The organism is Thiohalocapsa sp. ML1 (assembly GCF_001469165.1).
Classification (GTDB): Bacteria; Pseudomonadota; Gammaproteobacteria; order Chromatiales; family Chromatiaceae; genus Thiohalocapsa.
Genome location: NZ_JABX01000019.1, coordinates 26,954 through 53,026, shown reverse-complemented (window position 1 = coordinate 53,026; position 26,073 = coordinate 26,954). Strand labels below are relative to the sequence as shown.

At 68.7% G+C, this 26,073-nt stretch carries 25 protein-coding genes; 16 read left to right on the top strand and 9 right to left on the bottom strand.

The window, feature by feature from the left end:
- Positions 1–8: 8 nt before the first annotated feature.
- Together ML01_RS30625 and ML01_RS13570 are read right to left on the bottom strand one after the other, a co-directional pair.
- Entirely contained in the window at positions 9–146 is a 138-nt protein-coding gene (locus ML01_RS30625) for a type II toxin-antitoxin system RelE/ParE family toxin (RefSeq protein ID WP_254045251.1), read from the bottom strand.
- Between the two features lie 168 nt (positions 147–314).
- Positions 315–563: a type II toxin-antitoxin system ParD family antitoxin gene (locus ML01_RS13570; RefSeq protein WP_058555943.1), complete on the bottom strand. Its 249-nt coding sequence runs from the start codon at positions 561–563 to the stop codon at positions 315–317.
- A gap of 179 nt (positions 564–742) precedes the next feature.
- Here ML01_RS13570 and ML01_RS13565 point away from each other — a divergent pair, with 179 nt between their 5' ends.
- The 3 genes from ML01_RS13565 (at position 743) to ML01_RS13555 (ending at position 4,314) form a co-directional block, all read left to right on the top strand.
- Complete coding sequence (locus tag ML01_RS13565; RefSeq protein ID WP_058555942.1) at positions 743–1,927, top strand: ISAs1 family transposase; 1,185 nt, start codon at positions 743–745, stop codon at positions 1,925–1,927.
- A gap of 571 nt (positions 1,928–2,498) precedes the next feature.
- Positions 2,499–3,722 carry an XRE family transcriptional regulator gene (locus ML01_RS13560; RefSeq protein ID WP_058555941.1) on the top strand — a complete coding sequence of 408 codons (1,224 nt, stop codon included), beginning with the start codon at positions 2,499–2,501 and terminating at the stop codon, positions 3,720–3,722.
- Positions 3,709–4,314, top strand: a complete 606-nt coding sequence (locus tag ML01_RS13555; protein ID WP_058555940.1) for a hypothetical protein — start codon at positions 3,709–3,711, stop codon at positions 4,312–4,314. Before ML01_RS13560 ends, ML01_RS13555 begins: the two co-directional genes overlap by 14 nt.
- 366 nt (positions 4,315–4,680) lie before the next feature.
- Here the strand turns inward: ML01_RS13555 and ML01_RS13550 are convergent, their stop codons facing one another.
- Entirely contained in the window at positions 4,681–5,157 is a 477-nt protein-coding gene (locus ML01_RS13550) for a hypothetical protein (protein ID WP_156427716.1), read from the bottom strand.
- On the bottom strand, positions 5,154–5,735 hold the full coding sequence (locus ML01_RS13545) for a hypothetical protein (protein ID WP_058555938.1): 582 nt from the start codon (positions 5,733–5,735) through the stop codon (positions 5,154–5,156). The genes ML01_RS13550 and ML01_RS13545 overlap by 4 nt, the downstream gene beginning before the upstream one ends.
- Before the next feature lie 289 nt (positions 5,736–6,024).
- Between ML01_RS13545 and ML01_RS13540 the strand changes: the two genes are divergently transcribed.
- The 3 genes from ML01_RS13540 (at position 6,025) to ML01_RS13530 (ending at position 7,512) form a co-directional block, all read left to right on the top strand.
- Positions 6,025–6,297, top strand: a complete 273-nt coding sequence (locus ML01_RS13540) for an antitoxin (protein WP_058555937.1) — start codon at positions 6,025–6,027, stop codon at positions 6,295–6,297.
- Positions 6,298–6,432: 135 nt separating this feature from the next.
- Entirely contained in the window at positions 6,433–6,807 is a 375-nt protein-coding gene (locus tag ML01_RS30620; RefSeq protein ID WP_082674254.1) for a Uma2 family endonuclease, read from the top strand.
- 3 nt (positions 6,808–6,810) lie between these two features.
- Positions 6,811–7,512: a chloramphenicol acetyltransferase gene (locus ML01_RS13530; RefSeq protein WP_058555935.1), complete on the top strand. Its 702-nt coding sequence runs from the start codon at positions 6,811–6,813 to the stop codon at positions 7,510–7,512.
- 446 nt (positions 7,513–7,958) lie between these two features.
- On the opposite strand, the gene ML01_RS13525 is transcribed toward ML01_RS13530, so the two are convergent.
- Positions 7,959–8,966 (bottom strand): Rpn family recombination-promoting nuclease/putative transposase, encoded by a 1,008-nt coding sequence (locus tag ML01_RS13525; RefSeq protein WP_058555934.1) that lies wholly within the window; start codon positions 8,964–8,966, stop codon positions 7,959–7,961.
- Between the two features lie 302 nt (positions 8,967–9,268).
- Here ML01_RS13525 and ML01_RS13520 point away from each other — a divergent pair, with 302 nt between their 5' ends.
- The 6 genes from ML01_RS13520 to ML01_RS13495 all read left to right on the top strand — a co-directional run bounded on the left by ML01_RS13520 (position 9,269) and on the right by ML01_RS13495 (position 18,108).
- Positions 9,269–10,705 (top strand): Wadjet anti-phage system protein JetA family protein, encoded by a 1,437-nt coding sequence (locus tag ML01_RS13520; RefSeq protein ID WP_058555933.1) that lies wholly within the window; start codon positions 9,269–9,271, stop codon positions 10,703–10,705.
- Complete coding sequence (locus ML01_RS13515) at positions 10,695–11,372, top strand: DUF4194 domain-containing protein (RefSeq protein WP_058555932.1); 678 nt, start codon at positions 10,695–10,697, stop codon at positions 11,370–11,372. The genes ML01_RS13520 and ML01_RS13515 overlap by 11 nt, the downstream gene beginning before the upstream one ends.
- On the top strand, positions 11,369–14,908 hold the full coding sequence (locus ML01_RS31200) for an SbcC/MukB-like Walker B domain-containing protein (RefSeq protein WP_058555931.1): 3,540 nt from the start codon (positions 11,369–11,371) through the stop codon (positions 14,906–14,908). The genes ML01_RS13515 and ML01_RS31200 overlap by 4 nt, the downstream gene beginning before the upstream one ends.
- A 262-nt stretch (positions 14,909–15,170) precedes the next feature.
- A complete protein-coding gene (locus tag ML01_RS13505; protein ID WP_156427715.1) occupies positions 15,171–16,379 on the top strand; it encodes a Wadjet anti-phage system protein JetD domain-containing protein in 1,209 nt (402 codons plus the stop codon).
- A gap of 48 nt (positions 16,380–16,427) precedes the next feature.
- Positions 16,428–16,661, top strand: coding sequence for a hypothetical protein (locus ML01_RS13500; RefSeq protein ID WP_058555929.1), 234 nt, complete (start codon positions 16,428–16,430; stop codon positions 16,659–16,661).
- A gap of 412 nt (positions 16,662–17,073) precedes the next feature.
- The gene (locus tag ML01_RS13495; protein WP_156427714.1) at positions 17,074–18,108 is read left to right on the top strand and encodes a hypothetical protein; all 1,035 of its coding nucleotides are present in this window, start codon (positions 17,074–17,076) and stop codon (positions 18,106–18,108) included.
- A gap of 124 nt (positions 18,109–18,232) precedes the next feature.
- Here ML01_RS13495 and ilvC read toward each other — a convergent pair whose 3' ends face one another.
- The 3 genes from ilvC to ML01_RS13480 form a co-directional block, all read right to left on the bottom strand.
- A complete protein-coding gene (gene ilvC / locus ML01_RS13490; protein WP_173865174.1) occupies positions 18,233–19,249 on the bottom strand; it encodes a ketol-acid reductoisomerase in 1,017 nt (338 codons plus the stop codon).
- A 124-nt stretch (positions 19,250–19,373) separates the two neighbouring features.
- Positions 19,374–19,865 (bottom strand): acetolactate synthase small subunit, encoded by a 492-nt coding sequence (gene ilvN, locus ML01_RS13485; RefSeq protein ID WP_058555926.1) that lies wholly within the window; start codon positions 19,863–19,865, stop codon positions 19,374–19,376.
- A 172-nt stretch (positions 19,866–20,037) separates the two neighbouring features.
- Entirely contained in the window at positions 20,038–21,849 is a 1,812-nt protein-coding gene (locus ML01_RS13480; RefSeq protein ID WP_082674253.1) for an acetolactate synthase 3 large subunit, read from the bottom strand.
- Positions 21,850–22,188: 339 nt separating this feature from the next.
- Here ML01_RS13480 and ML01_RS13475 point away from each other — a divergent pair, with 339 nt between their 5' ends.
- The gene (locus tag ML01_RS13475; RefSeq protein ID WP_082674252.1) at positions 22,189–22,698 is read left to right on the top strand and encodes a DUF4124 domain-containing protein; all 510 of its coding nucleotides are present in this window, start codon (positions 22,189–22,191) and stop codon (positions 22,696–22,698) included.
- Positions 22,699–22,777: 79 nt separating this feature from the next.
- Positions 22,778–23,122, top strand: a complete 345-nt coding sequence (locus ML01_RS13470) for a phenylpyruvate tautomerase MIF-related protein (RefSeq protein WP_058555924.1) — start codon at positions 22,778–22,780, stop codon at positions 23,120–23,122.
- A 39-nt stretch (positions 23,123–23,161) separates the two neighbouring features.
- On the opposite strand, the gene ML01_RS13465 is transcribed toward ML01_RS13470, so the two are convergent.
- Positions 23,162–23,377 (bottom strand): hypothetical protein, encoded by a 216-nt coding sequence (locus ML01_RS13465; RefSeq protein ID WP_058555923.1) that lies wholly within the window; start codon positions 23,375–23,377, stop codon positions 23,162–23,164.
- 353 nt (positions 23,378–23,730) lie between these two features.
- Between ML01_RS13465 and ML01_RS13460 the strand changes: the two genes are divergently transcribed.
- Positions 23,731–25,458, top strand: coding sequence for a proline--tRNA ligase (locus ML01_RS13460; protein WP_058555922.1), 1,728 nt, complete (start codon positions 23,731–23,733; stop codon positions 25,456–25,458).
- Positions 25,459–25,524: 66 nt separating this feature from the next.
- Complete coding sequence (gene fabA, locus ML01_RS13455; RefSeq protein WP_058555921.1) at positions 25,525–26,040, top strand: 3-hydroxyacyl-[acyl-carrier-protein] dehydratase FabA; 516 nt, start codon at positions 25,525–25,527, stop codon at positions 26,038–26,040.
- Positions 26,041–26,073 lie beyond the last annotated feature (33 nt).

The window sequence follows — 26,073 nt, the reverse complement described above, 5'->3', positions numbered from 1 at the left end:
GTCCCCGGCTACTCGCCCGTCGGATCGAAGTGCCCCAGCACATCCATCCGCTGATGCAGCACGCCGATGATGTCGATGCCACCATCGCGGATCAGATAGAAGATGACATGCGCGCCCTGCGGGAAGCTGTGGTATCCGGCCTTGATGTCCGGGTGCGGCTTGCCGAGCCCGGGATGCTCGGCCAGCCAGCGAAACTGCTTTGTCGATCTCGCACAGTTACGTGTCGCGCTGCTTTCGGCCCCAGGTCTTGAGGGTGTAGCGGGCGATGTTGCGCAGGTCCTTGCGTGCCCTCGGCGTGACCCGTAGCGCCGCGCTCACGCCTCCCGGTCCGATTCCGCCAATACGGCTTCGATGGAATAGTCTTCGACGATCTCACCGTTCAGCGCTTGGGCTTCGCCCTCGGCGAGGTGTGCACGCAGCGCCGCGAGCTTGCTGTTGCGCTCCTCCATGTGCCGCAGTGCGTCGCGGATGACATCGCTTGCGGAGCCGTAGCGACCGCTTGCGACCTCGCGCTTGATGAAGGTCTCCCAGTGCTCGCCCGGGCTCAGACTCGTGCTTGCCATGGTCGGGTTCTCACTAGCTTGCTTGACGGCGCCAGATGTTTGCTGATGAGTCAAGTTTCGATGGGGCGTCGGACTGGCGAGCAGGGCAATCGCATCAGATTCTTATCATATACTTTTAGACTTGACTGGAGGAATCTCACATACTCGCCTGATGTTAAGAACCTTGTGAGGGCTTGCCCGTGGAACTAGTCGCTCCGGACCGCTCGCTTGTGGGCCACTTCGAGTCGCTTGAGGACCCCCGCTGTCCGCTCAAGCGGCGGCACATCCTCCACGAGATGATCGTTATCGCCATCGCCGCGATCCTGTGCGGGGCCGACGGCTGGGTCGCGATTGCCCAGTGCGGGCGCTCGAAGCGGACCTGGTTCGAGGGCTTTCTGAGGCTGCCCCACGGCATCCCCTCGCACGATACCTTCGGGCGCGTGTTCGGCCTGCTGGCGCCGGCGGCGTTCGAGGCCTGCTTTCGCGCCTGGGTGGAGTCGATTCGCGCGCTGCTGCCCGGGGAGATCGTGGCGATCGACGGCAAGACGCTGCGCCGCTCGCACAACCGCGGCGCCGGACTGGCGGCGTTGCACATGGTCAGCGCCTGGGCGACGCACAACCGCCTGGCGCTCGGGCAAGTCGTCACCGACGCGAAGTCCAACGAGATCACGGCGATTCCGCGCTTGCTCGAGCTGCTGCACATCGAAGGCTGCATCGTGACCATTGACGCCATGGGCTGTCAGACCAAGATTGCCGCGCTGATCGTCGCCCGCGGCGGCGACTATCTGCTGGCGCTCAAGGGCAACCAAGGCACGCTGGCCGCGGAGGTGGAGGAGACCTTCATCGACGCCGACGCCAAGGACTATGACGGACTGCCCTCGCAGGTCGTCGAGACCGTCGAGCGGGGTCACGGACGCCGCGAGCGGCGGCGCTACCGCACGCTCGGGCAGCTTGACGGCCTCTCCAACGGCGCCGCGTGGAAGGGCCTGAACATGCTCGGCATGGTCGAGTCCGAATGCGAGCGCGACGGCAAGATCACGCGCGAGACGCGCTACTACATCGGCAGTATCGGCCTCGATGCGCAGACCTTCGCCAGCGCCGCGCGCGGGCATTGGGGTATCGAGAACAGCTTGCACTGGTCGTTGGACGTCGCCTTCCGCGAGGACGAGTCGCGCGTGCGCGACGAAAACGCCCGCGAAAACCTGGCGGTTCTGCGCCACTTCGCGCTGAATCGACTCAAGAACGACGACACCAAGCTCGGCATCGCCAACAAACGCCTGCGCGCCGGCTGGGACGATACGTATCTGCACAAGCTGCTCTTCGAACCACCCGACCTGCGGACGAAAATCAAAACATCAGCATCTCCGAATATTCGTGCCGGTTGATGCGATCGCCCTGGACTGGCGAGGCGCGTCGGGATCGGGGTCGAAATCGAAATCGAAATCGAACCGAGTGCCAACCGATCGCGATCCCGATCCCGATAGCGATTTCGACAGCGATGAGCACGACTCGTCGGTCTGAGGCTCTGCCTCGCTAGTCGTTTTGCGCAAAGACGAATATCGAGTTTGCGTTGCGATCGTGTGCCGCGCAAGCCCAGAGGGGCTTGAAGGGCTTGGCCAACAGCGCTTCCGCGTTGGTGCTGCGACACGCCGGCGCTACCCCCGCGCAACAACGCACGCCCGCGTCCGCGATGCCGGCGCCGCACCACGTGTCAGCAATATTCGAGACCTAACATTGACAGTGTCAGGTTCGGCGCCATACTGACCAAACGCCGCAGCGAAGGTTGTCTGCCGGCAAGATTCCAGCGGAGGTTCGACAAGTGGCTCAAGCCCTTCATATGTCCGAACAAGACGTTACGCCAAAACTGCACGCCCTGCTGCGCGAGCATCGCGACGAATGGCGCGGTTTTCTCGATCGCTTTGCGCCCCCCGGATCGTGGCTTCGGGCGCTCTGCCGATGAACGCCCCCGGCCTGCTGGACCGGGCCGATGCACGCGAGCTTGGCGCGCGCCTCAAGGCCGCGCGCACCGCCGCGGAGGTGACGCAGGAGGTCGCGGCAGCGCGCATCGGTGCAGCCCGCACGACCATCGTCGCCATCGAGCGCGGGGACCGGCGCCTCGGCGGCGAGGAGCTGCTCGCGCTGTGCGAGCTGTATGGCGTTTCCGTCGGCCGGATGCTGCGCGCCGACACGGTGCGGGTGGACCTGGCGCCGCAGTTTCGGCGCACGGCCCAAGCCGAGGCGGACCCGGCGGCCGGCGAGGCGACGCGCCTGTTGCAGGAGTCGGCGACGCGCTACGTGGAGCTGGAGCGGCGGCTCGGGCGCCCGCTGGAGCCGGACTATCCGCCGCCGCGGCGCATCCAGCGCGGCCAAGCGCCGGAGCAGGCGGAGGACGCGGCGGCCGAGCTGCGCGCCCGGCTCGGCCTCGGTCAGTCGCCCATCCCGGACCTGCTGAGCCTGATCGAGTCGGAGCTGCGGATTCGGCTGTTCGTGCTGCCGCTGCCGGCACGCATCTCGGGCGCCTATGCCTGCCACGAGGAGATCGGCGCCTGCATCCTGATCAACGCCAACCATGCGCCCACGCGACAGGCCTGGACCGCGGCACACGAGCTTGGTCACTTCATGACCGACCGGCACTCGGCCGAGGTGCTGCGGGCCGATGCCGGCTTTGATGACCCCGCGGAGCAGTTCGCGAATCGGTTCGCCTCCGCGCTGCTGATGCCGGCCCCGGCGGTCCGGAGTCGGTTTCGGGAGCTGACCGAGGCGCAGGGTAGGTTCTCGCCGCGCGCGCTGGTCTATCTGGCGTTGGCGTTCCACGTCTCGGTCGAGGCGGCGGCACGGCGGTTGGAGCAATTGCGCTTATTCAAGAAAGGCACCTTCGAAGCGCTGCAAGCGGCCGGGCTCAACGCCGCCGCCGTGCGCGGCATCGCCGGCAACGGAACGGACGCAGCACCGGCGTCGGCAGCGGTGGGCCGATTCCTGCCGCGCTATACGCAGATTGCGTTGGAGGCGTACGAGCAGGAACTGATCTCCGAGGGCGAGCTTGCGCGCATGCTGCACCTCGGGCGGATCGAGACGCGCGAGCTGCTGGATGAGCTCGATGCCTGGATTGATGCGGTGGACGACGCGCAGGGTCTGAACGGGTCGGCAATCGGTGAGGCGGTCCGGCATGCCGGAGCCTAAGACGGAGCCGGCCCTGGTCATCGACGCCAGTGTCCTGATCAATCTGTTGGGCTCTGGCGCGGCCGAAGCGCTGCTGCAGGCGCTGGCGCCCGCGATTCTGATCGAGCAGCGCGCATTCTCGGAGGTCTTGCGCGATCCCAGCCGCAATCTCCCCGCCCGCGACAAACGAGCGTTGTTGCTGGAACGACAGCTCCTCCAGGTCCGGCAACTGGCGGGAGACGCGATCGAATGCTTCCTGGAGCTGGTCACGGAGCCATACGGCCTCGATGACGGGGAAGCGGCAACCATCGCCTGCGCCGTCGATCTCGGCGCCGTCGCGGTGCTGGACGAGCGCAAGGCGCGACGCGTCGCCCGCGAACGGTTCCCGTCATTGGCCGTCACCAGCACGGCCGGGCTGTTTCGCGCCTTGCTGGAACAGGAGCGAATGGAGACCGGGCATGTTCGAACCGTGCTGCTCGCGGCGCTGCAACGCGCCCGCATGTCTGTCCCGAGCGACGAGATCGACTGGGTCATCGGCTTGCTCGGCATCGAGCTGGCCAAGGAATGCCCGTCCATCCGCCGCAGCGCGATTCGACGCTTCGCTCGGGGCTAGCTCCCACGCGCCGCGCTGGCTGACTGCGGGCCGATTGCCCGGCGGCAGGCGACCCCTGTACGTCGCCCACGGCCTCGGCGATGCGGCATCAAACGAGCTCATGAGCCGCGGGGTGCAAGCTCACCGACCTCTTCGACGTGCTGTCGGAGGAGGCCGCGAACCCGGAGCTTCGCGCAGAGATCGCAAAGATCAGGGCGCTCGGCCTGAGCTTGCTGAAAGGTGAGCCCATCGCGGCGTAGCCATTGATTTTGAGGCCGTTCCAGAGCTCCTGCGAGTATCCCGCGACGACCGACGTCGGCGGGCAAGCGCGTCGCCCCAGCACACCGCCGCCGGCACCCCGGGAACGAGAGGCTGCCGCGCGGTCAATCACGGACAGGGCGCCTCGGGCAGCCAGCTCGCGAGCGAGTCAGCGGTGACCCCCGCGGCGGCAGGTGCCAAGCACACGACGTTTTGGCCGATGATGCCGATGGCGACGAGCGCGCCGGCTTCCGCCCCCTTCAGCTCCATCTTCGGGATGCGAAACTCGATCGTGCTGCCGGCCGCCGCTTGACCCGGCCGGTCCACGGCGAGCACCTCCGCCCGAACCACCTGCGCATCGGGCAGCGAGCCCCCGAGAGATGGCGACCGACCGATGCCGAAGAGGCCACCGCCCTCCCGCTTGACACGTGTAAGCCGAATACCCGCGCGCTGCTCCAGGGCGCGCTCGGCGCGCCACTCCCATCCGAATCTTGTCAATGGATCGGCCATGGCGAAGGGTTCCTCTCCAAAAAGGTTCAATAGGGTCAGCCCTGGGATAAGCAATGCCGCGGCCAGGCCGCGAAACCGCCGGCGGTGCACGCTCATGGCGCTGCGATGACAATGGCCATGTTGCCCCCCACTGGAGTGAAGCCGACATGCCCCGAATAGCTTTGGCAAATATCGGCCCGCTGCCTGACCAGCTGCTTGTAGAGGTTATCCGGCGTATCGAGCCCGGGGATGCCGGAAGCCAGAATCTCGGCATGGCGGAACGCGCCCGACGCGCGGGTCGAGCAATTCTTGCCGAGCAGGCGGAACGTACCGGGGTCCTCGGCCAAGCGGTCCCAATAGTCGTCGAAGCGCCCCGCCTGTGCGCTGGAAACGCGCACCACAAGCGCCGTCGAAACCAGACCGGCGCCACGCGCGACCGCCGCATCGACGTAGTAGGGTCGATGCACCTTGAACGCGTCCAGGTCGTAAACCTCCCCGCGAATACCGATAAGAACCGCGGCAAAGATGTAGCCGCTCCCCTCGCCAGCCTCGCCGAAATAGCCTACCGGCTGGCCGTTCGAGCGGGCACAATCCGCGTGCTGTTCCAGCTTGCCGGGCGAATGTTCGGCGGAGGTCTTTCCTCGCACGATCAGCGCCACCTTGTCACCCGCAAACGTGATGTATTGGTCAGCCAAGCCAATGCCCTCCCGTAAACGTAACCTAAGCGATACCGCGCAACGGAAACATGAACTACAGCGAACCGCAAGGGCAATAGTTACTTGCGCCGACCGATGCCCATGCCCTGAGACGCCTGCGTGAGCGCCGTCCCCGCCGCGATGCGGCAGCCAGGCCGGCCGCCGCCCGGACACCACTGCGCCGGGGATGAGGTCGGGGGCAGACGTCGTCCAAGCGCCCCCGCAAATACCCTCGCCCCCCAGCTGGCATCGATCGACATCCCCCTATGCCAACGGAGGCCAATCCGGCATGAGCGTCGAGCAAACACAAGCGCCGACAGCACAGCTCCCCGCCCCACGCACCGCCCGTCTGTTCCGCAACGGTGCCAACCAGGCCGTACGCCTGCCGCGAGACCTGAAGATCGACGCCGACGAGGTGCTGATTCATCGCGAGGGCAACCGCATCGTACTGACGCCGAAGCCCCGCTCCGGGGACGGCTACTTCGCCGGCGCGCGGCGACTCGGGGACGATTTCCCCGACACCATTGGCGACGCGCTAGCGCAACCCAGAGAGAGTCTCTGATGCGCTGGATGCTGGATACGGACATCTGCATCTTCATCATGAAGCACCATCCGCCACAGATCCGCGTACGACTGCGGCAGCGGGCTCACGCTCACGACGGTACCCGCACTGCCCAAAACCCCCTAAGCTGAGCCCATCGCAACCGGCAAGCAGAGGCTGCGCAATGCCCACGGCGACCGCAAGCTCACCCCAAGCCGCCCCCCGCTCACGGCCAAGGATCTCTGGCAGCACGGACCAAAGGTATCGGGAGAGCTCGTCCGCGGGAGATTTATCGAGATGCCACCCACCGGCCATCCGCACGCCAGCATTGAAGCAAATGTCGCGCTGGAGCTCGGAAACTTCGTGAAGCAACATGCGCTCGGCCGGGTCATGACCGGCGAAGTCGGCATCATCACGCAGTACAACCCCGACAGCGTTCGCGGCGCCGATGTCGTTTTCATCTCCAACGAACGCCTTGCCCGAGTGCAGGCCGAAGGCTACCTCGACGTTCCCCCCGAGCTGTTCGAGTAGGCGATGGAGAACCGCAGCCTGTTGCCGATGATTTCGCGAAAGCACAAGATCGACCTGGCGACCTACCCCCGCCGCGGCCTGTTCAATGCCTTCAAAGACCGGGACATGCCCTGCTTCAGCCTGACCTGCAACCTGGATATCGCGCCGCTCCTGGCGCGGCTGCGAGGCAGCGGGCATCGGTTCTCCATCACCATGAGCTACCTGCTGACCGTGGCGGTGAACCGCGTGCCGGAGCTGCGCCACCGGCTCATCGATGGGGAGCCGTGGGAATTCGAGCGGGTGGACCCGGGCTGGACGGTGCTGCTGGCGGACAAGACCTTCTCCTTCTGCGATGGCGTATTCGACGCCGACTTCGACACCTTCCATGCGGATGCCGAGCGGCGCACCGCCGCGGTGCGCGAGCGGCCGGACCATGCCACCGGCGACAAGCACCACATGTTCTTCATCACCAGCATCCCCTGGCTCAGCTTCACCGCGATCAATCACCCCTACGACGCGCAGTACGCCAGCATCCCGCTGCTGACGCTCGGCAAGTACTTCCGGCAGGGTGAGCAAGTGCTGCTGCCGCTGGCAATCCAGGTCCACCATGCGCTCGTGGACGGCTGGCATGTGGCACGCTTCTACGACGAGATGCAGCAACTGGTGGCGGACGCTGCCATCCCCTCGGCAGCCGATCGCGGCCGGCCCTGCCGGGACGGCGGGTGAGTAGGAAGGCAGGTTTCTGCCGCGCTCCGAATCGGCTGCCGCACGCGCCGCAGGAGCGGCGCGCAGATGTGGGACACCCCTGGAGAGACTGGGCAAGATTCGGTCATCGGGTGGGCACTGTGTGAGCATGCCCACCATGGGGCGTCCACAACTTACTGAAAGATGGGCACGCTTCGCTTTGCCCATCCTACCCTGGGGCCGCGGATCGGGCGTCTTCGCGAATGCTTGCCCGGTCTCTGGAGCGGTGCCACGAGCGGGTCTCCGGTCTTTCCGTCCGGCCCGGGTGCCCCGGCTACCCGCCTGCCGGATCGAAAGTGGCTGAGAACATCCATCCGCTGATTCTGGAGCGCCGCTCGCAGGGCCTCGGTCGGCGAGAGCCGCGCGCTGCTTGTCGCCAGCCTGCGGCCGGCGGCGCGGACTGAAGTCGGCGCACCGAGCGCCCGGCGCTAGGGCAGCGCGGCATCGATCGAGTCGGCGGTCAGCGCGCGCTCGAACCAGTCCAGCAGCGTCTCGGCATCGGCGGCCTCGATGCGCTCGCGCACGGCGTCGCCGGGGCGACCGAATCTCTGCTCGAGCAGGCGCAGCAGCATTGCGGCCTCGCCCTGCTGGCGGCCGAGGTCGATGCCCTGCTTGATGCCTTGCTCACGGCCTTGCTCACGGCCTTGCTCACGGCCTTGCTCGCGGCCTTGCTCGATGTAGCGGTCGATGAAGGTTTGCATGATTGGCTCTCCGGTTGCGGTCTGTTGCAAGAGCTCACGGACGTCGGGCTCGTCCACGCGCTTGGTGCCCTGGACGTAGTAGCGCAGCAGCGATTCGAGGATGTCGACCGCGGTGTCGCGGTCTTCGATCTGCTCGATCAGCCTGATGAGCTGCCGCAGCCGCTCGATGGGCTCGCGGCTGAATATCCAGCGCAGGGCCAGTTGCACCAGTCGGGTCAGCACCGCGCCCTTGACCTCGGCATCGGTGTGCTCGGACAGATCGACCAGGTCGTAGCTGAAGCTCGGGATCAGCCCTTCGATATCCCGCGGCAGCGGCTTGACGAGACTGTGGAAGCTGGCAGGCACCTTCCATGCTTCCTTGCCGTGGTAGATGACGATCGGATAGACCGGCGGCAAGCTGTCGGCGTCGGGGCGCTGCTTGCGGTATTGGTCGCCCTGAGCGGCGATGTAGCGAAGGAGCTGGAGCAAAGTCCAATACTCCGGATGGGACTTGTGCTCGAACAGCAGGTAGATAAAGAGCTCGCCGTCGCGGTGGCGCACGCGGTAGACGAGGTCCGAATAGGCCGTGCGCAGCTCGCGCGAGACGTAGGTGTCTTTCGCGATCTCAAGCGAATCGAGATCGATCTCGGCCAGCAGGCCGGGCGGCAAACGGCTGCGCAGGAAGTCGCGGGCGACCTCGCGGCGGCCGAAGCTCTCGCGGAAATAGGTATCGTGGGGGGAGGAAATTTGGTCCATGGCGGGGATTTTAGCCGTTCAGGCGCTCGCGTCGATCCGAAAAGCCTCCGCCGGAGGCTCGAGAAGCGGCGCAAGCGCTTCAGATATCCGTGCACGGCCCGTACCGCCACTATCGCCAGCGAACGGGGAAATCGGCGCCTCGGCCGGGAGGCACCGCCGGCCCAGTGCGCCGTAGATTGCGGTTAAGCTGTCGATCCATCCGGCCGCTGCCGCGGCAAGCTCCGCCGCCACGCAACCGCACGGATGTCGGCAAGTCCAACCTCGGCGCACACGTGCTTCGACAGCTCCCCGGCGAAGACCGCATGCACACCCTGTTCGACCGCCTCCCGGAGCGCCTGTTCTCGCCCCTGGCCGGCGCCAACCGGCGCATCTACGGGGCCTTGCTGCTAGACCTCTATCCGCTATTCTTCGATCAGGTGCATGCAGACGTGTTTCCGTCGCGGGAGACGGTGCGCCACGAGATCGAGGAGCGGCTCGCGGTGCAGGCCGTGGTCTGGCAGCAGGAAACGGACACCGACGACGCGCCGGACCGGGCCGAGCCGCCGGCAGAGCTGACACCGGCCGCGGCGGCCTACCGCCGCCTGCTGGACGCGGGCTGGCTGGAGGAGGAGCTGGACGGCTATCGCACCCGGGTCACGGTGCCGCCGGCGGTGGGCGTGCTGTGGGCGGCGCTGGTGGAGATCGCGCGGCCGGATCGGGTGTTCTACGGCGGCATGGTCCTGTCCATTTACAACAACCTCCAACGCGCCTTCGAGGAGCCGGCCGAGCAGGTGCTGGCCCTGCGCCAGGCGGCGCGCGAGGCGCAACGCTTTCTGACCCACCTGAACACCATGATCTACGGGCTGAAGGGCCTGCTCGGCGAGATCGCGGCGAGCCGCGACCATCGCACGGTGCTGAGCAGCTTCTTCGACAGCTTCGTCGAGCGCATCCTGGTGCAAGACTACAAGCGTCTCAAGACGCGCAACAACCCGTTCCGCTTCCGCCAGCAGATCCTGCACCGGGCGCGCGAGCTGGAATACGACCCCGCCCGCCGCGCGGCGCTGGTGGACGGCTTTCTCGCGCAGACGGGCGCCAGCGACCGCGCCGAGGCGCAGACCGCCATCGACGCGGACATCCGCCGGCTGCGGCAGGTGTTCGAGCAGCTCGACGGCCACCTCGCGCGCGTGGACCGCTATCGCGAGCGCCTGGAGCGGCGCGTCGCCGACACGGTGCGCTATCTGGATCATGGCCGCCCCGGCCAGGCCGCGCGCATGGCCGAGCTGTTGCAAGGGCTCGGTCCGGTGCTGGTCGACCTCGACGACGGCGACGACGCCCCCGTGCCCCTGCCGGTGCTGGCGCTGCTGCCACTGGCGCCCCACGGCTTAAAGGAGCCCGCCCGTCAGCGCACCCCGCCGCTGCCGCGCCCGCTGCGCAGCCGGCCGATGGACCCCGCCGCCCGCGCCCGGCAGCAGGCCTTGCGCGCGTACCTGGACCGCCGCCGCATCGACCCCGCGCGCATCGCGCGCTACCTGGACGCCCAGCTCGGCGTGCGCATGAGCGTGCACGGCGCACAGCTTCGCATCAGCGGCGTCGAGGACTTCATCGCCTTCACGCACTGCCGGCACCTGGCCTACCTGCCCGGTGGCGAGGCGCTGCGCCGCGCTTACCGCATCGAGCACCCGCCCGGCGACATCGACAACGCCTGGGTGCGTTGCCCGGCCTTCATCGTGCACCGGCGAGGCCCGCCGCATGCTCCGTGACCTGCGCCAGGTCTGCGAGCGCGACGAGTCCGGCGAGCCGGAGGATTTCCGCGCCGCCGCCCGCGCCCTGCTGACGCAGCAGTTCCTGCTGCTGGAGCGGCCCCGCGACCGCGGCGCCTACCGGCTGGTGGCGAACCACTTCGACTACTTCACCGACCTGCTCGACGCGCTCGGCTGGACGCTGCACCGCGACGACCAGCTCGGCATCATCGGCGTGCTGCCGCTGGAGAGCGAGGCCCACGCGCGGCTTCGCCTCGCCGACACCCTGCTGCTGCTCTGCCTGCGCCTGCTCTACGAGGAGGGCGTGGAGCGATTCGAGGTCCGCGACGGTGCCGTCTACACCGCCACGGAGACCCTGCTCGGTCGCTATGAAACCCTGCTCAAGCGACCGCGGCCGCGGCGGCCCGAGCTGATGGACATCCTCGCGCGGCTCCGCCGGCACGCCCTGATCGAGATCGGCGACGAGGACGAGACCGGACTACCGCTGCTGCGCATCCTGCCCACCATTCGCCTGGTCACCGGCACGCGCGTGGCCGAGCGCATGCGCACCTTCATCGACGCGGCGGCGGCAGCCGAGGACGGCGGCGACGAGGCCGAGGACGACGGCGACGGCGACGGCGACGGCGACGGCGCCGAGGACCGGGACGAGGCCCCCGACGCAGCATGAAGCGCCTGGTCCGCCTGCTGCTCATCAACTGGTACCGCATCGAGCAGGCCAGCATCGCCATCGACGGCCACACCGCCGTGATCGGCCCCAACGCCTCCGGCAAGTCCTCGCTGCTCGACGCCGTGCAGGCCGTGCTGGTGGGCGCGGACAAGCGCTGGTGGCAGCCCAACGCCAGCGCCGGCGAGAAGAGCACCCGCAGCCTGCGCGACTACTGCCTGGGCGTCGTGCGCGACCCCGACAGCGCCGAGCTGTCGGCGGCCTTCCGGCCGCGCGAGCAGGCGCTCACCTACCTCGCGCTGGTCTTTCACGACGACGGCGGCGGTGCGCCGGTCAGCATCGGCCTCGCGCTGCATGCGCGGCTCGATGAGTCGCAGGAAGCCATCGACGGCCGCTTCATCGCCGACGGGGCCGACCTGCTGCTGCCGGACCTGCTGGACCGCACCGAGTCGGGCCACCAGCCGAAGCCCTGGAAGCGCCTGCGCGAGGAGCTGCGCGGGCGCCTCGGCGAGCGCCTGCGCGTCTACCCGCAGGCCGGCGAATACCAGCGCAACCTCTGCGCCGTGCTCTCGGACGGCCGCCGCTACCTGGACGAGCGCCGCTGGCTGCGGGCGCTGCGCAACGCCATCACCTTCGCGCCCATCCGCAACGTCTCGGACTTCGTGCGCGAGTACGTGCTGGAGCGCCGCCCCATCGAGGTTCGCGCCCTGCAGCAGGCGCTGGCCAACTACCGCGACATCCAGACCCGCACCCGGGAGGCGCGCCAGCGCGAGGAGGCGCTGGCCGGCATGGACAAGGACTACCGCCGTGCGGAACAGGCCGAGCGGCTCGCGCTGGCGCTGCGCTGGGTCGCCGCCGAGGCCGGCTTCAATGCGCTGGAGGCCGAGGCCGTGCCGCTGCGCGATGCCCTGTCGGCGCTGGCCAAGGCCATCGCCGAGCTGGCCGAGCGCATCGGTGCGCTGGAGCAGCAATGGCAGGCCGCGGACGCTGCCCTGCAACAGGCAACCGAGCGCCTGGCCGCCACCGACGTCGAGCAGCAGCGCGCGCGCATCAAGGCCCAGCGCCAGAGCGCGACCCAGGACCTGGCCCGCATCGAGCAGGCCATCGACGGCGCCCGCCGCGGGCTCGGCAAGGTGCATGCCTTGCTCGATCAGGCGGCGCAGCTCCACGACCCGCCGCTGGTCGCCGCACTCCAAGCCCTGACCCGGCAACTGCCGCGGGACGACGCGCTGCTCGCCGCCACCTGGCCGATGGCGCCGGCGGACGTGATGGCGGCGGTGCACCCGCTGCAACCGCTGCTGGCACAGGCAGTGGAGCGGCTGCGCGAGCGCCTGGAGACCCTGGTGGTGGAGGAGGCCGAGCTGCGCCGCGAGCTGACCGCGCTCAAGGCCCGCATCGACCGGCTGGAACAGGGCGCAAGCGATCTCAAGCCCGCCACCGAGCGGCTGATCGGCCTGCTGGCCGAGCACGGCATTCCCGCGGTGCCCCTCTGCGACCGGCTCGACGTCGGCGAAGAGCACTGGCGCGACGCCCTGGAGGCCTTCCTCGGCGGTCTGCGCGAGGCACTGCTCGTCGCACCGGAACAGGTGCGCGAGGCGATCCGGCTCTACCGCAACGAAGGGCGACGGCTCGGCATCCACGGCAGCCGCGTCATCAACACCTTGAAGACCGACGACTGGCGCCACCGCCGCGAGCCCGGCAGCCTGGCCGAGATCGCCGTCAGCGATGATCCGCACGCGCTGGCCTACCTGAACCGCCAGGCCGGCAACGTGCTGCGGGTCGACACCGAGGACGAGCTGCTGCGCTGCGAGCGCGCCATCACCGCCGACGGCATGCTCGCCAGCGGCGGCTCGGTGCAGCGCTTGCGCCCGGAGGAGCCGATGCTCGGGCGCGCGGCGCGCGCCCGGCGCCTCGAACAACTGAAACAACGCTTCGTCACCGACGGCGAGGCCCACTACGCCAAACAGCAGGACAAGCAGGCGCTGCAACGGCTGCGCGAGGAGCAGGCGCAACCCCTGGCCCGGCACATCGACGGCCTGCCGGACCTCACCGCGCTCGCGGCCGAGCGCGACGACCGGCAGCGGCGCCTGGAGCAGCTCGCCGCCGAGGAGCAGGCCCTGCAGGACGACACCGAGTACCAGCGGCTCAAGCAGGCTGTGGCGGACCGGCGCGCCGAGCGCGAGGCGCTGCGCGCCGCGCAGGATCAGGCCAAGTCCGCGCACGCCGAGCACGGCAAGCGCCAACAGGCCATGCAGCTCCGAGCGGACGCCCTGGCAGCGCAGGCCGAAGCAGCCGCAGCGCAGCGGAGCCTGCTCCAGCAGACCGACGGCTTCGACGCCCAGCTCGCCGCCGAGCGGCTGGAGCAGCTCCAGACGCAGGCCCTATTCCAGAACGAGAACGCCGACGCCTGGCGCGCGCTGGGCGCCGAGGCGCAGCGCCGCGCCGGCACCCAAGAGAGCACGGCCAACAAGGCCCGCGAGCGCGCCCGCGACGCCCTCAACGAGTATCTGCACCGCTGGTCCGCCGAGGACCGGCCGGCGGTGCTCGGCGGCGACGATCACCGCGCCCGCTCCGCCTGGGTCGCAACCGAGCTGACCCGCGTGCGCGACACCCAGCTCGCGCGCTACGAGACCGAGGCCGAGACGGCGCTGCGCGAGGCCGAATTCGCCTTCCGCGCGGACTTCGTCGGCAAGCTCCAAGAGAGCTTCGGCCTGCTCGACGAGCAGCTCAAGGAGCTGAACCGCAACCTGCGTAACCGGCCCTTCCACGGCCAGTATTACCACTTCACCAAGCAGCCGGAGCCGGACCTGAAGGACGTGCTCGCCTGGGTGCAGGCCTGGAGCCCCGAGCAAGGCGGCGACGTCGGCGGCCTGTTCGATGCCGCCAACGACCCGAGCCATCCGCACCGCGAGGCCATCGCCCGCGTGCGCAGCCTGCTGATGGAGGCCGGCGGCGCCGATCCGGCCGCCGGCTCGGTTGCGGACCGCGCCGGCGCCGGGCGCGCCGGCCGGGACTGGCACGAGCGCCTGTCGGACTACCGCAGCTATTTCCATTTCGACGTGCGCATGAGCGACCGGCGCGACGGCGGCGGCAACCCGGAGCTGCTCTCGCGGCGCCTCGGCAAGGGCTCCGGCGGCGAGCACCAATCGCCCTTCTACGTGGCCATCGGCGCCGCGCTGGCGGCGGCCTACCGCATCGAGCGCGACGCGGCCGAGGGGCTGCGCGGCGGCATGGCACTGGCCATCTTCGACGAGGCCTTCTCGAAGCTCGACGTGCAGAACAGCGCCGCCGCCCTGGGCTTCCTGGACGGCCTCGGCCTGCAGGTGCTGCTGGCCGCACCGGATGAGAAGTACGGCCAGATCGCCGAGCACGTGGACAGCATCGTCAACGTCTACCGCGACGGCGGCGACGTGCACATCGACACCGAGCGCATCAAGCCCGAGGCGCGCCGGGCGCTGGCCGCGGACAATCCACTGCGCACCGCCGCGGAGCCCGTGGATGACCGCGACCCGGGCAACGAATCGAGTCCCGCCTCGTGACACCGCTCTGCGTGTCGCGCGACATCGCCTGGCGCGCAGGCGTCTCGTCGCCAACTGGGACCGCCGGCTTTCCAGCCGGCTCGCCGCCGGCGCGGCTCGATGCCGCGCCGGCGGCGTCGGGCCAAGGCGGGATGCGCAGTACCCTGTCTGGCAGCACTGCATGGGTCATCCATTGGCCCCAGCGCGCGCGGCCGGCTGAAAGCCGGCGCTCCCAGTGGGGCCGACTCTCCGTCCATGCTGATTGACCAGCAAAGCCAACGACATGCACCCCGTCGCCCGCGACCTCCTGCGCAAGCTCCCCGATCAGGCCGACCGCGGCGGGCGCCCCAGCGTCGCGATCACCGAGCGCTCGGCCCGCGCGTACTTCCAGCTCCCGAGCCCAGCCGAGCGCGAGCTGATCCACGCCGCACTCGAAAACGCGGAGGCCGCCGGCGCCGTCACCCTCGACCGGGGTCGCGGCGCCGCCTCCCGCGACCTGCTCCGCATCCGCCTCGCCGATGCCGACCGACTGGCCGCGCAGCTCGGCGAGCCGCGGGCGGCGGAGCTGGCCGAACGGGTCCGAGATCAAGTACTACCCCTGCTTCAGGGCGCCCCGGACTGGCTGCGCACCGCCCTAGACGACGCCCTCGCCCGCTGGTGCCGCGGTGCCAGCGCCTTCGGAACACCGGCGGCGGACACCGAAACGGCCCGGCGCCTGTTCCAGGTCGCACGGGCGGTCGCGGCCGGCGAGCACCGCGAGCTGGACCTCCGCCGGTTCAGCGTCCGCCTGCTCGGCGACACCAAGGCGGTGGAGCGGCTCCTCGGCCGGCTCACGGGCCTGCTGCGCCGCAATCCGGACTGGGCCGACATCGACGACGATGCGCAGCTCCGGCAGGCCCTGGGGCTGGAGAAGTTCCCGCCGCCGGTCTTTCTCAAGGGTCCGTTGCGGCTGCGCTACGGCGCCGACGCAGCGGGCGCCTGCGACTTCAACCTGGCACCGCTCCAACCCTATGTGGCCATTGCCCCGGACGCCGTCCACGCAGTCGGGCTCAACGCCGCGCCGCCCTACCTGCTCACCATCGAGAACCTCGCGAGCTTCCAGCGCCACGTGCGCGAGGTGGCCGACCGCGGCCTCGTGCTCTACACCGCCGGCTTCCCGGCCCCGGCGCTGGTGCGCTTCCTCGGCAAGCTGGACGCCGCGCTGCCCGCGGCCTGCCCGTTCTTCCACTGGGGCGATCGGGACCCCGGCGGCCTGGGCATCCTCGATGCGGTCGCCAAAGCCTGCCCGCGACATCCGGTGCAGCCGCACCTGATGGACACCAGCCTGCCGGATTGCCCGGCCTTCACGCCCGAGGAGCTGCACCGACTGCAACGCCTGGCCGCCGGCGACAGCCATGTCGCCGCCATCGCGCGCCGCTGGATCGAGACCCGTCCGGGTCGCCTGGAACAGGAGGCGGTCGACCCGACATCGCCGGTCGCCGGCCGCGCCTGATCTTGGCGCAGCGTTCATGGTAACTGGCGACCAGCGCCACCCCGGAGCATGAAGGCGCTGCTCGCCATGGCCGTTAGCGGGCAATCTTCACGCGCAAGCGCGATGCGCCCCGGCACGGTGTACAAGACACGCTCGAGCATCCGCCGCGGCGCATGGATCGGCGGGCTGATCGGGCATGAGCCCGCCGCCGGCATGGACCCCATCGCCCGCGGCTCCGACGTTGGTTCTTTTCGCACGCTGCCCGGTTCAGAGCAGCCGCCGCAGGGCGGCGACGCCTTTTAGGAACCTTTTCAGAACAACTGATACCCCGGACGCTCACGTTAGGCTGCCCCGTCGTCGCGATCGCGATCGGGATCGGGATCGGGATCGGGATCGGGATCGGGATCGGGATCGAAAGCCTGCCCCTAGCCGCATCACGCTCGAACACGCGTCTCGTACAAGGCAGCTCAGCGTCGATTTCGATAGCGATGGCCCACCGTCGGGTTCCGCCACGCTGACCGGGTTGACAAGTGTACTGGTTGTTTACCAATTCTCTCTTATCGATCCCGGGCTTCATGTCCCCACCGACTCCCGACCTCGCCGGCACGGCCGTTGCTTTGATTTGGAGCGGCAGCCTGCCAAACCCTGCGCGGGCGTGGCCGGCAGTGCACACATGCATCGCGCCGCCCGCGGCCGGTACCATCAGGAGCAAGTCATGACTGAAACCATTTCCACCTACGGCTCGGCCCGGCGCCCCGGCGTCGCGGCACCGACCGATCGGCCACTGGCCTGGGATAATCTCGAGCACGTTTCCTGGGGCGCGATCTTCCTGGGGCTGGTGATCGCCCTCGCGGTACAGGTCCTGCTCGGACTACTCGGCATCGCCGTCGGCTTCGGCGTGCTCGACCCGTCCGATCCAGCCGGCGCCGAGGCCTGGGGCGTGGGCAGCGCCATCTATTTGATTTTCGTGCAGATCGTGTCGCTGTTCCTCGGCGGCTACATCGCCGCGCGCCTGAGCCCGGCCTTCACCGATCGCAGTGCGATGCTGCACGGGGCGTCGATTTGGGCGCTATCGACCGTGATCATGGTCTGGCTCGGCACCACCACCGCGGGCATGCTGCTGACCGGCATGAGCAACGCCGTGGCGAGCATCGGCAACGCCGCGGGCCAGACGGTGCAGGCGGTGCTGCCGGACGATCTGGAGCTGCCGCAGATCGGCTTCGACGACCTGCCTCCGGACATGCAGCAGGCGCTGCGCGAGCGCGGCATCACGCCGACCAACCTGGAACAGGAGGTCGGGCGCATCGTCAACCAGGTCGTCTCGCCGCAGGAGCGCCAGGCGGTGATGCAGGCGCTGCAAGAGGCCGCGGTGGACATCGCGCAGAACCCGGGCGATGCCGGGGCGCGGATCGACGAGACCGTGGACGAGATCTTCGGCCAGGGCGGCGTACTGACCCAGCAGGACGTGCAACAGTTGGAGCAGGCGCTGCAGACTCGTCTCGGGCTCAGCAACGCCGAGGTCCAGCAGATCAGCAACCGGATCGAGCAGGCCGTCGAGGACGCCCGCCAGGGTGCCCGCGACGCCTTGCAGAGCGCGCAGCAGCAAACACTGGCGGTGGCGGAGGGTGCGAGCGACACCGTCGCCTCCGTCGCGCTGTGGACCTTCATCGCCAGCCTGCTGGGCTTGATTGCCGCGGTCGCCGGCGGCTGGCTCGGCGAGGTCAAGCAGCCCCGCACGCGAGCCATTTGACCCACCCCCGTGGCCCGGCAGAGCTCCCGGCCTGCCGACGCACCGACAAAGGCCGCCTCGCGGCGGCCTTGTGACCTGAAACGATGCCGGCCTTCGGGCTGGCGTCGGCTTCCGGGCGCCGTCGTCAGTTCTTCGACTTGTCCACGAGCTGCTTCTCGCGAATCCACGGCATCATCTCGCGCAGGCGCTCGCCCACCTGCTCGATGGCGTGCTCTTGTCCCAGGCGGCGCATGGCCTTCAGCGACGGCGCGCCGGCCTGGTTCTCGGCAATGAATTCCTTCGCGAAGGTGCCGGTCTGGATCTCGGTCAGGATGCGCTTCATCTCGGCCTTGGTCTCGGCGGTGATGACGCGCGGGCCGCGGGTCAGGTCGCCGTACTCGGCCGTGTTGCTGATGGAGTAGCGCATGTTGGCGATGCCGCCCTCATAGATCAGGTCAACGATCAGCTTGACCTCGTGCAGACACTCGAAATACGCCATCTCGGGGGCGTAGCCCGCCTCGGTGAGGGTCTCAAAGCCGGCCTGGATCAGCGCCGTGAGACCGCCGCAGAGCACGGCCTGCTCGCCGAACAGATCAGTTTCGCACTCCTCGCGGAAGCTGGTCTCGATGATGCCGGCACGCCCGCCGCCATTGGCGCTGGCGTAGGCCATGGCGATGTCCCGCGCGCTGCCGCTCGCGTCCTGGTAGACGGCGATGAGGCTCGGCACGCCGCCGCCCTGGGTGTAGGTGCTGCGCACCAAGTGGCCCGGGCCCTTCGGCGCGATCATGATCACGTCCAAGTCCGCGCGCGGCTCGACGGCGCCGAAGTGGATGTTGAAGCCATGCGCGAAGGCGAGCGCCGCGCCCTGCTTGATGTTCGGCGCGATGTGCTCGCGATAGAGCGAGGCCTGGTGCTCATCTGGCGCCAGCACCATCACCACATCGGCCCCGGCGACGGCTGCGGGAATGTCCTGCACCTCCAGGCCCGCGTTGGCGGCCTTGGCGGCAGAGGCACTGCCCGGACGCAGGCCGACGACAACCGACACGCCCGAGTCCTTCAGATTATTGGCATGGGCGTGGCCCTGGGAGCCGTAGCCGATGATGGCGACCTTGCGCCCCTGAATCAGCGAGAGGTCGGCGTCTTTGTCGTAGTAAACGTTAATGGTCATGTGACGGGATCCTGGTTCGATTCTGAACGGTGATGGGAGGTGCAGGGCGGGCTGGCGGTGCTTTTGACGAGGGCCGAGGGCCGAGGTTCGGGCCGTCGCCTCGGCCCTCGGCCCTTACTCAAACCGTCAGCCCCTTTTCACCGCGGGAAATGCCGGTGGCACCGGAGCGCACGACCTCGGTGATGAGCGCCTCCGGCACGGCCTTGATGAAGGCATCAAGCTTTTTCGATGCGCCCGTGAGCTCGACGACGAAGCTGAGATCGGTCACATCGATGATCTTCGCGCGGAAGATGTCGACCAGCCGCATCAGCTCATCGCGGTCCGGGCGGGCGGCCCGCAGCTTGATCAGCATCATCTCGCGCTCGATGTGCTCGCCCTCGGAGAGGTCTTGCAGCTTCACCACGTCGATGAGCTTGTTCAGTTGCTTCTTGATCTGCTCGACGATGTCGTCGTTGCCCCACGTGACCAGCGTCATGCGCGAGAGCGTCGGCTCATCCGTCGGCGCGACGGTGAGGGACTCGATGTTGTAGCCGCGGGCTGAAAACAGTCCGGCAATGCGCGACAGCGCACCGGACTCGTTCTCGACCAGCATGGAAAGGATATGTCTCATTCGTTCGATTCTCGGCGATTTGGGCCGTCGTTGGCGCTACGGCGATGCTTGGCAGTCAAGTGCGCAGTGCGTCGGCGGGGCGGCCCGCACTTCGCACAACGCACTTCGCACTTTGCCGCCAAGACAGAGTGCGACGGCCACTGCCCTACTCCAGAGTCATTCCCGTTGGGCTCTATGCTAGCTCCCGCTCGGACATCGTCGGCGGCAGCTCCATCTCGTGATGGCCCTTGCCGGCGGCAATCATCGGGTAGACGTTCTCGGTGGGGTCGACGATGACGTCGAGGAACACGAAGCGATCCCGCATCGCGAAGGCTTCGCGCATCGCGGACTCCAGCTCGTCGGGCTGTTCGACCCGCATGCCGACGTGACCGAAGCTCTCGGCGAGCTGCACGAAGTCCGGCAGCGCATCAACGTAGGAATGCGCGTAGCGGCTCTCATAGAAGAACTCCTGCCACTGCCGCACCATGCCCATGTAGCCGTTGTTGAGCAGGATGACCTTGATGGGCAGGCCGTACTGCTTGCAGGTGGCCATCTCTTGGATGCACATCAGGATGCTCGCCTCGCCCGAGATGCAGGCGACGGGCGCATCGGGATACGCGAGCTGCACGCCCATGGCCGCCGGCAGGCCGAAGCCCATGGTGCCCAGCCCCCCGGAGTTGATCCACCTGCGCGGCTTGTCGAACGGATAGAACTGCGCCGCGAACATCTGGTGCTGACCCACATCGGAGGTCAGAAACAGCTCGCCGTTGGTGACCTTGTACAGCGTCTCCACGGCAAACTGCGGCTTGATGACCTGGCTCGTGCGGTCGTAGCGCAGGCAGTCGATGCCTTTCCACGCGTCGATCTGCTGCCACCAGGCCGCGAGCGCGTCCTGATCCGGCGTCCGCCCGAGCTCAGCGAGCACCGCGAGCATGTCGGTCAGCACGCTCTGCACCGGACCGACAATGGGCACGTGCACCTTGACCGTTTTGGAGATCGAGGACGGATCAACGTCCACATGGATGATCTCGGCGTGCGGGCAGAAGTGCTCGATCTTGCCGGTCACGCGGTCGTCGAAACGGGCGCCGATGGCGATGAGGCAGTCCGTCTCGTGCATGGCCATGTTGGCTTCATAGGTGCCATGCATGCCGAGCATGCCGAGGAACAGCTTGTCCGTCATCGGATAGGCGCCCAAGCCCATCAGCGTGCTGGTGATGGGGTAGCCCAGGGCCCGCACGAGCGCCGAGAGCTGCGCCGACGCATCCCCGAGCACGACGCCGCCGCCGGTATAGATCACCGGGCGCTTGGCGGCGAGCATCTTCTCGACGGCCTTCTTGATCTGCCCATGGTGGCCGCGCAGCGCCGGGCTGTAGGAGCGCATGTGCACCGCGGCCGGATACTCGTAGGGGATCTTGATGTTGGGGTCCGTCACATCCTTCGGGATGTCCACCACCACCGGGCCGGGCCGGCCGGAGCTCGCGATGTAGAACGCCTTCTTGATGGTCAGGGCGAGGTCCTCGACCCGCTTCACCAAAAAGTTGTGCTTCACGCACGGGCGCGTAATGCCGACGGTGTCGACTTCCTGGAAGGCATCGCTGCCGATGACCGGCGTCGGCACCTGACCCGTGATGACCACCATCGGGATGGAGTCCAGGTGCGCCGTGGCGATGCCCGTCACGGCATTCGTCGCGCCGGGGCCGGAGGTGACCAGGCACACGCCCACCTTGCCGGTGGCGCGGGCATAGCCGTCCGCCGCATGCGTGGCACCCTGCTCGTGGCGGACCAGGATGTGCTTGATCGCATCGCCGCGCTTGAACAGCGCGTCGTAGATATGCAGCACGGCGCCGCCCGGATAGCCGAAGACGAACTCGACGCCCTCGTCGATCAGCGCCTGGATGGTGATCTCGGCGCCGCTCAACAGCGGCGGGGCGACGTCCGGCGCCGCGCTCGCGCGAGCCGGCGGTTGCTGGTCCGTTTGGGACTGATCCACTGAAGCTGACCTCATCAAAAGCCTGCGTGCGGGTTGCGAGCAGTGGCGGCGGCAGCCCGGTTCGGCAAGGCCGCCCCGCGCTTTGCGCATCGCCGGCTGCACGCGACGCAACGACACGACGCATCGGTCGCTCGCGGCCCGCGCGGTGACGGGAGCTGCCGCTAACGCAAGCGCACGTTTCGTGCTGGGAAACGGGCAAAAATACGGCAAGCATTCGATCGGGGTCAAGCGCTTAGCGACTGAGGAGGTAAAGCAGCGTTCCTTGCACCGACGCTGACGACAAGCATTGACGCGCTGCACGGCGGCTGCCGATACTCGCTCCGTGCCAGCGACCTCAAGGCCGTACCCTAGCCGATGTCCCCTTCGACACCCGCGCCACAGCTCGCCGCGCCGCGGCTGCGCCGGGCCACGCGCCCGGCGCTTGCGTTGGCCCTCGGCGGTCTGCTCGCGCTCGGCGCGGCCGGTGCGGTGGCGCAGATCTACCGCTACGTGGACGAGAGCGGCGAGACGGTCTACTCCCAAATGCCGCCGCCCGCGGGCGATGCCACCAAGATTACGCCGGACCCGGGCCCGAGCGAGGCGGAAACCCGGGCCGCCACCGAGCGCCTGCGCCGCCAGCTCGAGATCGACTTCGACCGCCGCCACGAGGCCGAGCGGCAGGCCAAGCTTGAGGCCGAAGAACAACAAACCGCCAAAGAGCGCGCGGACGCGTGCCGCGCCGCGCGCCGCAATCTCGACACCTTATCGAACCTCGGTGGGCGCTTCCTCGCCCTGCCCGATGGTCGCACCGTCAAGCCGGACCCGGCGCAGCAGGCGCAGCTCATCGAGGAAGCACGCCAGCAGATCGAGGCGCTTTGCGACTGAGCCCGGCGCCCACATCGGGTTTTCGGATCCGGCCACCCGGCCCAATCTCAGGCCTGCAAGCTGTTCGGAGACCAAAACCATGCCCACGCTGATCATTAAGACCAACGCGAGCCTACCGGACGACCAGACCGCGCTGCTCAAGGCCGCATCCGGCGCCGTCGCCGAGCTGCTCGGCAAGCCGGAGGGCTACGTGATGGTGCTGCTGGAGCCCGTCGCCGCCCTTTGCTTCGGCGGCGACACCGCGCCCGCTGCCTACCTGGAGCTGAAGAGCCTGGGCCTGCCGGAGGATTGCACGCCGAACCTGTCGGCGGCGCTGTGCGGCTTCGTCGAGCAGCATCTCGGCGTGCCGAAGGGGCGCGTCTACATCGAATTTGCAGCGCCGCCGCGGCACCTCTTCGGCTGGGACGGGCGCACCTTCGGCTGAGGCCCGGCCCGGCGCATGCCGGACCCGCCGGCCCGCAGCCTAGCGCGGGCCGGTCTTCTGCGCCCGCAGCGCCCGCAGCAACAGCGGCATCGCAAGCCCCGTGGCAGCAAGCCCCACCCCGCCCAGCGCGAGATAGGCACCGGGCGCCGAAAACGGCGGAATGACGCCGACGTAGCCCAGAATGCCGAGCACCAACAGCAGCGTGCCCAGCAGGTCCAGGAGCAGCGCCGTCACGAGATCGCGGGTCAGTTGCATGGGGTTGGCTCCGGTGATCGTTGCGTCGCGTGGGCGGGCGCAAGCACCCGCCGGCTCACCGGCGGTGCAAACGCAGCCGCTAGTTTAGCGATTCGCCGCGGAGGTCCCTAAACCGGGCTTCCTTCATCGTCATCGCGACCAAGCTTCGCAACGACGCTGGGGCGAGGGGCCAAGGGCGAGGGGCCAAGGGCCAAGGGCCAAGGGAGCCCCCCTCGGCCCTCGGCCCTCGGCCCTCGGTCCTCGACCTCAGCGCATACCGGCAGGGCTCTGCGGCTCGTTGCCGAGCCGCAGCTTGTCCCACCTCGGGCTCGCCGCTAGACTTGATCGTTTTGCGTCACTTGGGCGACCCCGCCATGCGCACCTCCCGCTTCCCGCTCCAGACCGTCAAAGAAACCCCGGCCGATGCGGAGATCGCCAGCCACCGGCTGATGCTCCGCGCGGGCATGATCCGCAAGCTCGCGGCCGGGCTCTACACCTGGCTGCCGCTGGGGCTCAAGGTACTGCGCAAGGTGGAGCGCATCGTGCGCGAGGAGATGGACCGCGCCGGCGCCCTGGAGGTGTCCATGCCCGCCGTGCAGCCGGCGGAGCTGTGGCAGGAGTCCGGGCGCTGGGAGCAGTACGGGCCCGAGCTGCTGCGCTTCAAGGACCGCCACGCGCGGGAGTTCTGCTTCGGCCCGACGCACGAGGAGATCATCACGGAGCTGGCCCGCGGCGAGATCCGAAGCTACAAGCAGCTACCGGTCAACTTCTACCAGATCCAGACCAAGTTCCGCGACGAGGTCCGGCCGCGCTTCGGCGTGATGCGCGCGCGCGAGTTCCTGATGAAGGACGCCTACTCCTTCCATCTGGATCACGCCTCCCTCGAAGACACCTATCAGGTGATGTACGAGACCTACAGCCGCATCTTCCGCCGCTGCGGGCTCGACTTCCGCGCCGTGCAGGCGGACACCGGCAGCATCGGCGGCAACGCCTCGCACGAGTTCCACGTGCTCGCCGCCTCGGGCGAAGACGCCATCGCCTTCGCGACCGACAGCGACTACGCGGCCAACGTCGAGCTGGCCGAGGCCGTCGCCCCCGCCGACGCCCCGGCGACAGCGAGCGAAGACGCGCGCATCGTCGACACGCCGAAGGCCAGGACCATCGCCGACCTCGTCACGCAGTTCGACCAGCCCATTGAGCGCACCGTGAAGACGCTGGTGGTCGCCGCGGCCGATCCCGAGACGGGCGACGAGCAGGGCCTCATCGCGCTCCTCGTGCGCGGCGACCATGAGCTGAATGGCGTGAAGGCCGAGAAGCTCCCGCGCGTCGCAAGACCGCTGCGCATGGCCACCGAAGAGGAGATCCGCGCCGCCGTCGGCGCCGGCCCCGGCTCGCTCGGGCCCAAGGACCTGCCCATTCCGTGCATCGCCGACCGCGCCGCCGCGGTGGCCGCCGACTTCAGCGCCGGCGCCAACACCGACGGCAAGCACTGGTTCGGCCTCAACTGGGGCCGAGACCTGCCGCTGCCGGAGACGGCGGATCTGCGCAACGTGGTCGAGGGCGACCCGAGCCCGGACGGGCACGGCCGCATCACCATCGCCCGCGGCATTGAGGTGGGTCACATCTTCCAGCTCGGCACCAAGTACTCGCAGGCCATGAAGGCGACGGTGCTCGACGAGGCCGGCAAGGCGGCCACCATGACCATGGGCTGCTACGGCATCGGCGTGTCGCGCGTCGTCGCCGCCGCCATCGAGCAGCATCACGACGAGCGCGGCATCATCTGGCCCGCGGCCATCGCGCCCTTCGAGGTGGCGCTCTTGCCGATGAAGTACGACAAGTCCTTCCGCGTGCGCGAGGCCGTCGAGGATCTGTATCAGCGCCTGACCGCCGTCGGCATCGAGGTGCTGCTCGACGACCGCGACGTGCGCCCGGGCTTCATGTTCGCGGACATGGAGCTGATCGGCATCCCGCATCGCGTCGTCGTCGGCGACAAGCACTTGGACGCCGGCAACGTCGAGTACAAAGGCCGCAGCGACGCCGACATGCAACTGATCTCGCTGGAGGAGATCGTGCCCTACCTGGAGCGGCGCCTCGCCGGCTGACACGAGCCGCCCCGCCCGCCCCGCGCCGCGGCGAGCCTGCCGCGCGCCACTCACCTGGGACCCCGCATGAGCAGAACCGAATCCTTCGACCGCGAGCAGTTGCTCGCCTGCGGCTATGGCGACATGTTCGGCCCCGGCAACGCGCAGTTGCCGGTGCCCAACATGCTGATGATGGACCGCATCACCCACATCGCCGACCACGGCGGCGCCTACGGCAAGGGCGAGATCGTCGCGGAGCTGGACATCCAGCCGGAGCTCTGGTTTTTCGGCTGCCACTTCCCGGGCGACCCGGTCATGCCGGGCTGCCTGGGGCTCGATGCCATGTGGCAGATCGTCGGATTTTATCTCGCGTGGATCGGCAACCCCGGCCACGGCCGGGCGCTCGGCGTCGGCGAGGTCAAGTTCACCGGCCAGGTGCTGCCAACGGCCAGCAAGGTCACCTACCGCATCTGCATGAAGCGGGTCATCACGCGCAAGCTCGTGCTCGGCATCGGCGACGGCGTCATGGACGTGGACGGCCGGGAGATCTACACCGCGAAGGACCTGCGCGTCGGGCTCTTCACGTCCACCGAGGGCTTCTGACGCGGCCCGCCCCCGTGCTGCAGCCCACCACAC